This is a genomic window from Acetobacter pomorum (genome assembly GCF_002738225.1).
Taxonomy (GTDB): Bacteria; Pseudomonadota; Alphaproteobacteria; order Acetobacterales; family Acetobacteraceae; genus Acetobacter; species Acetobacter pomorum.
This window is the reverse complement of the sequence record NZ_PEBQ01000165.1, coordinates 1-7,685: the sequence shown is the minus strand read 5'-3', so window position 1 is coordinate 7,685 and position 7,685 is coordinate 1. Positions and strand designations below refer to the sequence as shown.

6 protein-coding genes and 2 pseudogenes are annotated in these 7,685 nt (G+C 52.2%); 6 read left to right on the top strand and 2 right to left on the bottom strand.

Translation table 11 applies throughout. From position 1 onward, the window contains the following. Positions 1–181: 181 nt before the first annotated feature. Positions 182–426 (top strand): annotated as a pseudogene (locus tag CSR02_RS17070) (IS5/IS1182 family transposase); the annotation flags it as partial. Between the two features lie 143 nt (positions 427–569). On the opposite strand, the gene CSR02_RS13090 reads toward CSR02_RS17070, so the two are convergent. Next, positions 570–959: a tautomerase family protein gene (locus CSR02_RS13090; RefSeq protein WP_099541950.1), complete on the bottom strand. Its 390-nt coding sequence runs from the start codon at positions 957–959 to the stop codon at positions 570–572. Between the two features lie 594 nt (positions 960–1,553). Between CSR02_RS13090 and CSR02_RS13085 the strand changes: the two are divergent. The 3 genes and pseudogenes from CSR02_RS13085 to CSR02_RS13075 all read left to right on the top strand — a co-directional run. Next, a pseudogene (locus tag CSR02_RS13085) lies at positions 1,554–2,312 on the top strand (IS3 family transposase); the annotation flags it as partial. A 453-nt stretch (positions 2,313–2,765) separates the two neighbouring features. Then, the gene (locus CSR02_RS13080; protein WP_064776277.1) at positions 2,766–3,605 is read left to right on the top strand and encodes an antitoxin Xre/MbcA/ParS-like domain-containing protein; all 840 of its coding nucleotides are present in this window, start codon (positions 2,766–2,768) and stop codon (positions 3,603–3,605) included. Further along, on the top strand, positions 3,598–4,239 hold the full coding sequence (locus CSR02_RS13075; protein ID WP_196767389.1) for an RES family NAD+ phosphorylase: 642 nt from the start codon (positions 3,598–3,600) through the stop codon (positions 4,237–4,239). Before CSR02_RS13080 ends, CSR02_RS13075 begins: the two co-directional genes overlap by 8 nt. Positions 4,240–4,355: 116 nt before the next feature. Here the strand turns inward: CSR02_RS13075 and CSR02_RS13070 are convergent, their stop codons facing one another. Next, positions 4,356–5,900 carry a hypothetical protein gene (locus tag CSR02_RS13070; protein ID WP_244177010.1) on the bottom strand — a complete coding sequence of 515 codons (1,545 nt, stop codon included), beginning with the start codon at positions 5,898–5,900 and terminating at the stop codon, positions 4,356–4,358. A gap of 13 nt (positions 5,901–5,913) precedes the next feature. On the opposite strand from CSR02_RS13070, the gene CSR02_RS13065 reads away from it, so the two are divergent. Beyond that, positions 5,914–6,918 carry an efflux RND transporter permease subunit gene (locus CSR02_RS13065; RefSeq protein ID WP_099541949.1) on the top strand — a complete coding sequence of 335 codons (1,005 nt, stop codon included), beginning with the start codon at positions 5,914–5,916 and terminating at the stop codon, positions 6,916–6,918. Between the two features lie 342 nt (positions 6,919–7,260). Continuing rightward, positions 7,261–7,503: a type II toxin-antitoxin system RelB/DinJ family antitoxin gene (locus CSR02_RS13060; protein ID WP_099541951.1), complete on the top strand. Its 243-nt coding sequence runs from the start codon at positions 7,261–7,263 to the stop codon at positions 7,501–7,503. Positions 7,504–7,685 lie beyond the last annotated feature (182 nt).

Below are 7,685 nucleotides of genomic sequence, written 5' to 3'. Positions count from 1 at the left end.
GACCTTTACGACCGGGGAGAATATCCTTTATCCGCTCCCACTGGTCATCGCGTAAACCATAGCGCCGCATCTGTCTGTCTCCCCAAAAAACGGGAAAACAGTCAGCACACGCAGACACAAAGTACAACCCTCACGTGCCACACTCAGGGCTTAACTGACGACACGCCGTAGCATTCCCTAGCGTGAGCTGCCTGTCTGGTTCTGGAACTGGAAGAACGTACGCCAGCGGTTGCGTCGCTGGTATGAAAGCGGTGTGTTCGAGCGGATTTTCCGGCATCATGGCTGCTGACCATGACAACGAATACATGATGATCGACAGCACGACTGTCCGCGCTCACCAGCAGCGTGCGGGTGCCCGTAAAAAGGAACGCAGATCAGGCCACCAGACAATCCTTTGGTGGCCTGACTACCAAAATCCATGCCATTGATATCTAGATAATATCAGGAGCCCCTTCGCTTTTGAAACACAAGAAGCATAATCACTTTCTGAGCGACACAAGACTGTTACAAGTCCGGAGCCAAAGCATCTGCTTTAAATTTATGGTCGTGCTTTTTTATGAAAATATCAATTAGAGTTCACCCGTCAAAAACTGAGCGCGTCCATAACCAAAGCTCCAATGTTCGGCAGAATTTTCCACAACAGACACCATAATATCTGACGGCTCTATACCGCATTTTTGCTGCAATGCTTCTGCCAGCATACGATAAAACTCTATAAACTGCTCTTTAGAGCGGGACCGAGATGTTACCTGAAGTAACACAAACTTATTCGTACGCGGGATATCCAGACCGGTATCTTCAATAACCATATGATCGGAATTGTGTTCAGAAACAATCTGGTACCGATCACGTTCCGGCACCTTAAAAGCTGCCAGCATGGCTCCATGCGCAGCATCTAACAATGTGCGAATTTCTTCTGAACTGCGACCTTTAACGAGATGGAAGTGAAGAAGGGGCATAACAACTCCTTTGCAAAATCAATTGAACAAAAAACAGCTTGTCCACAAACAGTTTCACGCACTTTACGGAAAGCGCCAATCATACTCAGAAATTCCTGCTCTGAGGCGGTCAAGGGAGGACCAAAAGAAACTACATCTTCCGTACAACGCAGTAAAAGACCCTAGCATAAACTTTCCTCAGACACCGCAGACCATTATTCTCCAAATTTACCTTCTATTATCTTCATATCAATCGCAGCAGTTGAAATAATATTATAAAAACGAAATATCATCGAATGATTTTTTGCCAGACTGAAGCAGTCCAGAGGCATTGCAACGCTCTACGACAAGCTGAAGTCAACATTCTTCGCAGCAGTGCAAATCGTCTCCGCATCATCAGAATTAACTGATTACACGCCCAAGGTTTGGCCCTACACCAAATTTGGATTGAAGCTTTTCGAGGATATTAAATTGCCTGCATACTTAACTGCATTAACTGAACAGATTGGTGTTCACGAAGTTGGCCAACTTTTTGCGAAAGAATTAGGGGGTATTTTCGTGAATAGCCGGTCAGTGACTTCGGTATAGATGCGGCGGGAGGCCGTGACCTAGGTGATCCGGGAGAAAGACTATTCGTAGCGGCGGGCTTGTCGGTTCATTGGCATTGATCCGAAGATCTGGCGCTATGCGTCATGCCGTCCGGCCGAAGAGGCGGCACGAGTACGCTTACACGAACTGGCCACGGAGCGACGTCGATTTGGCTATCGGCGCCTGCATATCCTGCTCGACCGGAAGGGGATGGCGATGAACCACAAAAAGCTGTTCCGACTGTATCGCGAGAAGGGGCTGTAGGTCCGCAAGCGTGATGGTCGGAAACGGGCGTTCGGCATGCTCTCGCCGATGATGCTATCTGACGGGTCCAACCAGCACTGGAGCCTGGATTTCGTCTCGGACGCATTGAACAATGGACGGCGTTTCCGGGTGCTGACAGTGGTGGACGACTACACGCGCGAATGCCTGACGCTGGTGGCAGATACGTCGCTGTCAAGCGAACAGCGCGGCCGCGAATTCGACCGGATCGGGGAGCATCGCGGCTGGCCATTGATGATCGTCAGCGACAACGGTACCGAGATGACTTCGTACGCGATCCTAGCTTGGCAGGAAAAGCAGTCGGTGCTGTGGTACTACGTCGCACCGGGAAAGCCGCAGCAGAACAGGTTCGTCGAGAGCTTCGACGGCCGGTTCCGTGACGAATGCCTTAACGAGCATCTGTCCCGTAACCTCGGCCACGCCCGATCGGTTATCAATGCATGGCTGGCTGATTACAACGCTGTCAGGCCCCACACCGGCCTCAACGGCATGACGCAAGAGGCTCCCCTCAACACGCCAGCAAGGCATACAACAACCCACAGACCCTATCTCAAAACCGAGGGCACGTTCGGGGCAGGGTCAAGACGGTTGGGGTGGGATCCGCAGGGAAGGATCCCGGTCTTTTGGCCACGGCTGATAAAGATGAAGCCGTGCCTAAATTTGGGGAAGCCGTGAAGTTGTTCTGCATCTCTGCCAAACTGCTATGACTTTCTGCTAAGGCTGGAAATATCGCAGCGGCACATTAGTGCAGCCGCTGGATGGCAAGGGTGCATGTCTTTAAGCTTGCCACGAGGACGGGTTTCGTATGTGACCCAATGGTGTGAAATTGCGACCAATCCATATTGCCGTAAATTGGTCTCTAAGTTTTGTTTTTCTGGACAAAATAGATAAAATGGATAATATAATCACATAGCCTTAACCTCTATCCCGTTAGGTTGAAATTCTGGAGGACCAAGCATGGTTAGAATGGGTTCATCACCAGTGAAGACTGCGTTTCGTAGAGAAATTGGGCAAACATTGAAGCGTGAATTCAAGATAACTGAGAGGCAATCTGTAGCTGTTCTGGAGTTGCTTTCCAAAGTTGCGGGAACAATGTCGGAGAGCCCAAAGGTCAGTGTCCAGGAGGCAATTAGAAACGTTTCGGTAACAACAATAAATAACTCAAAAATAATATCGGAAAATAACAAGAGCGCGATAGCGAACTCAATCATTGCTATGGCCGATGTCGGATTTTCGTCTGCCGATATTGTAGCATATATTTACTCGTATTATTTGGCTGGAGCTGATTACGAACAGAAAAAGCAAAAAATTGGCAACCCTAAAAATAAGGGGACAGATTCCTTAGAAAAATCAACTGTTGTTGGTTCGGATGAGAGCAAGATCAGTGGCCCGCAAGATGCTAAAAAGTCCGTGGGTTCGAATTTGAAAAAATTCGTGATCGATAGGCCAATAGAAAGCTGGGCTGGGCATGTATTAAAGGCTGGCGAAATAAAAGAAAAATTTGGAATTCCGACATCAACACTGCACTCATGGCGGGAGACTAACAGGATTGTTGCGATTAAGCGGAATCATCGCAATTTCTGTTATCCGCTTGAGCAGTTTGTTGATGGCAAACCTGTCGCGGGGATTGAGGATATTCTAAAATTATCCCCGTCGTCTCGGTCAGCTTGGCTTTGGCTATGTCAAAGACATCCCACGACAAAAGATATGCGTCCTATCGATCTTTTACGCAAAGGGGATGCTCAGATCGTGGTCGATGCCGCTCAGGGCGAGTTCGGGTGTCAGGCCAATGGGTAAGAAGAAAGGTGATCTGCCCCTAACAACGTTTAAGGTGAACAAGTATGTCCGGATCATGCCGAGCGAATACGACGATACCCCACTCGGGATGGGGCCGGGAGCCTCTCGTTTTTCAAGCCCATCGGGTCAATATAATGTTTTGTATGCGGCCTCGGATGTCCGTACTGCTACGGCGGAAACACTGATCCGGGATCGGTTCGTCGATGATGACGAGAGGCTTATTGCGCAGGATGATGTGACGTCAAAGAGTATCGTCAGGGTGTCTAGCAAGAAGGCAGCCAATCTTGTTGATCTACGCAAACCTAACTCTCTTGCCTATGGGATTGATACCGATGTTTCCGGCGCGCGTGCGCATGGTGCAGGGCAAAAATTTTCCGAGCGCGTCTACAATACCTCAGAGGAGATAGATGGCATTCTGTATGAGTCTCGGTTTACTGGTGAACTGTGCACCGTCTTTTTTGATCGCGCGGTCGAGCGATGCCTTGATGCGGGAAAGTGCACACCATTGACGGCTGAGCCAGAACTGGAAGGTGCTCTGGAAGAATTTAACGTTGAGCTCATTCCGGCAGATGAAGATGGGGGCGATTGGGATGATGATGAAGATGAACTGGATGATGATGACGTAGAGGACTGACTGTTTGTTGGGGTTCTCTCAGAACGGGAGTAGTCGGGCTTCCCTTACGACAAGCCCCATGAAGACCGTCTCTCGATTTGCGCTTGGGTTCTCGTATGGCTAAATGCGTCCGATCCTCAGATCGGGCAGACGCCGCTGGCACATTGCAGATGCGCCCAGTCCACCACTTCACGCACCTCGTCATCCTGAATCATGGCGGTAATGGCGGCGAATTTGCCTGCCGAGACTTCCTCTTCCGGCAGATATTCGTAACCAAGGCCGGAATCCGGGCGGCTGGGCAGCACGGCGCAGCAGCGCACATGCGGCTGATTGGCCGCGACCATGGCGCGGAAACCGTCAAGATCATGCCGATCGGTATAGATCTTGAGCGTGTAGGATACCTGATTGCCCTGCTCCGCCCCGATCCAGTATTTCTCCAGCAGTTCCAGCCACCGATATTGCTGCTCCGGCGTGGCTTCAGGGGCCGTGACGACGCGCTCACCCATGCCGAGACGTTGGATACGTGGCACGGTGGGAAAGCCCACAATGCTCATGCCGGGAAAGCTGCGCAGCGAACGCACAGGATAGCCCTTGTGCTCGTAAGCAGGTAGCAACGGGTCGGTTCCCGCCTCCCACGTGCCGTCCTCGCGCCGCACGCCCTTGAACTGCACCCAGCGAAGATATTGCCGCCGTGCAGGCAGATGTGCGCCTTCGGTCAGACCAAACAGTTTGGATGTGGTGCCTGCGGGCTTGACCGTTGTGACCGTAACCGGCTGGGCGGTGTCGGTCTCATGCGCATAGGCATTCGCCTCGCTTTTGGCGATGGTGGAGAGTTCCCGCACCGCATTCCAGAAGGGAGCGGCACGGTCCTCATCCAGCAGATCGTTGAAATCGAGACCGAAGCGCACCCATGCCCATTCATGCAGACCCGTCGGACCGATACCGATCCGGTTGGTCCGCCGCACTTCCTCGCCATACAGCGCGTCCATGCGGTTGGCACGCAGCAGGAAGCGCACGCCCAGCCGCACGGAATCCCGCACGCGGGCATCCCATATGTCCGCCGTTTCGGCTGAGACCTGACCGGGCATCACTTCCTCTGGCGCCACCGGACAGGCCAGCAGCGGCGCGAAATCGCCTATCACACAATAACCACCCGTGACATGCAGCGTGATCTCGCCGCACGGGTTGGTCGTGACCGGGAAATGTGCGGACGTGGCCCGTTGCGCCAGATCGGCCAGCAGCGCGGCCCCTTCGGTTGCCTGATAGCGATGCGAGCGGAAATCCCGTCCATCCGCATGCACCTGCTTGAGCCGTGCGCTGCCGGTTCGGTTATCTTCCAGCTGGTCACCGTTGATAAAGCCTGGCTCACCATTGACCCATGCGCACCGCATGGCCTCTGCAAATACTATGCGGGCGTGGTCGGCCAATGGACCGGTCTTCGCGGGATCGTTCACATAGTCCCAGAATTTGGCGTCCACCATGATGGAGTGGTTGGCGGTCCACAGGCCGCCTTCCTCCTTGGCGCGGATAAAGCGCAGCACATCCGTATCCCGCCATGATTTGGTGGCCATGCGTGCGGCGCGGCGTGCACCGCCCACCTGCACCTCGACCGACAGATAATGATCCACTCGCAGCGCCTGTTCCCACAGCGGCATTGCGCCTGCGCACGCGGCTTCGATCACGTGCTGACGTACATTGACCCTTGAAGACCAGTTTCTTCATGACCCCGCCCTGCTGGAACAATTCTGGGTCAGTCCTTCAGGTGGTTCCGCCTCGGGGAGTTTCGCCTCGAACACGATCCGTGTCGTTCTGCCCAGCTCTTCATCCTCTGGCATATCCTCAACCGCATCGGCGTTCAGAAATCAGATTGCGAACTCGCTTGCTGGTGGCGCAAACACATCAACAGGATCCGCAGTCGCCACGGGCGCGGAATCCCTGGTGCCGCTTTCTGTCGTGGCTAAGCTCACTCCTACACGCGACCCGGCGAGTGTGACGCATATCGGATATACCAGTTCCGCTTCGATTTCCCTAGAACTTGCTCCCGGTGTGAGCCTTTCACAGGCGGAAGACATCATCAAATCAGAGGAGCATAACCTCGGCTTTACGGATGCGATAACAGGGCAACTCATAAGTGACGAAGGAGATACGGGACAAAGCACGCGCAACAGCGAGCTTCTCATACTTGGTGCTATCGTAACCGTCTATCTGACTCTGGGAATGCTCTACGAGAACGTCTTCCACCCGCTGACCATTCTCTCTACAATTCCCTCTGCCAGTATCGGGGCCATCATCGCCCTTGATGTGTTCCAGCTTCCTTTTTCAGGAATGGGTACAGTTGCGATGCTTCTACTCACCGGGATATCGCTCAAAAATGCAATTATGCTCGTGGATTTTGCAGTTCTTGCCGAGCGTGAACGACACCTCTCTCCTCTAAAAGCTATCCGTGAAGCGTCCATCCTGAGGCTCAGACCGATCGTCATGACCACCTGCGCTGCGGCACTAGGTGCCGTTCCCCTGATCATCATGAGCGGCTACGGCATCGAACTGCGTCAGCCTCTTGGTCTTGCACTGGTTGGGGGCCTGCTTGTCAGTCAACTACAAACCATGATTACAACGCCCGCTCTGTATGTCGTCATCTCAAAGATCGCACAAGCATCGTACATTCGTGCAAAACAAAAGAAACATTCGCCCGTTCTCTGATAATTCCTAGGACCTGTTAGATCTTGAAATTCTTCCAAGAGTGTAGGGATGGAAGAAGGAGACAGAACAGGCCCTAATGCATTGTGTCTTACGTCTCGCTCAAGAACTCGTATGAGATATTCTTGTTCTCGAATAGTCTGCAACATCTCCGTTTCGACTTTTGATGAGACACAGTGTCTGACGATTGCTCTTCACAAATGATCAAACCGGATCTGACAAAAAAACTTCTTCAGTTTCGGTTTAGAACCTGCCTGCAGGCCGATAATAGCCATGATGGCTATTATATTTGCCTTTACAAACGTAAAGGCATACATATTGGCTGTGTTTGGTGGAGGACACATCATGGCTTCAATTAACCTGCGTATTGATGATAGCCTAAAGAAAGCTGCTTACGAGCGGCTCTCTGAACTTGGCGTGACACCGTCAGATCTCATCCGCCAGACGTTTGAGTATGTTGTGAAAACAGGCAAGCTTCCCGTTCGGCGTACAGTTATCTCAGAAGATGATCAGCAACTGCTGGCGGTTGTACGTGAACGTCTTGCCTCTCCCGAACCTTCTATTCCCGTCTCGCTGGATGATCTGTGAGTCGATACGCGCTGTATTTCGACCCACGCGCCAAACGGGAGTGGGATAGTCTTGATGGAAGCATCAAGATCCTGTTCAAGAAGGCGCTGGCCAAGAGACTGGACAAACCACATGTTTTGTCAGCCGAATTATCCGGTGACTTACGAAGCTGTTACAAAATCAGGCTTCGCCCATCTGGGTAT

Excerpts from the sequence above, each read along its gene's own strand:
- CSR02_RS13060 (WP_099541951.1), top strand. The coding sequence starts at position 7,261 with ATGGCTTCAATTAACCTGCGTATTGATGATAGCCTAAAGAAAGCTGCT.
- CSR02_RS13090 (WP_099541950.1), bottom strand. The coding sequence starts at position 959 with ATGCCCCTTCTTCACTTCCATCTCGTTAAAGGTCGCAGTTCAGAAGAA.
- CSR02_RS13080 (WP_064776277.1), top strand. The coding sequence starts at position 2,766 with ATGGTTAGAATGGGTTCATCACCAGTGAAGACTGCGTTTCGTAGAGAA.
- CSR02_RS13075 (WP_196767389.1), top strand. The coding sequence starts at position 3,598 with ATGGGTAAGAAGAAAGGTGATCTGCCCCTAACAACGTTTAAGGTGAAC.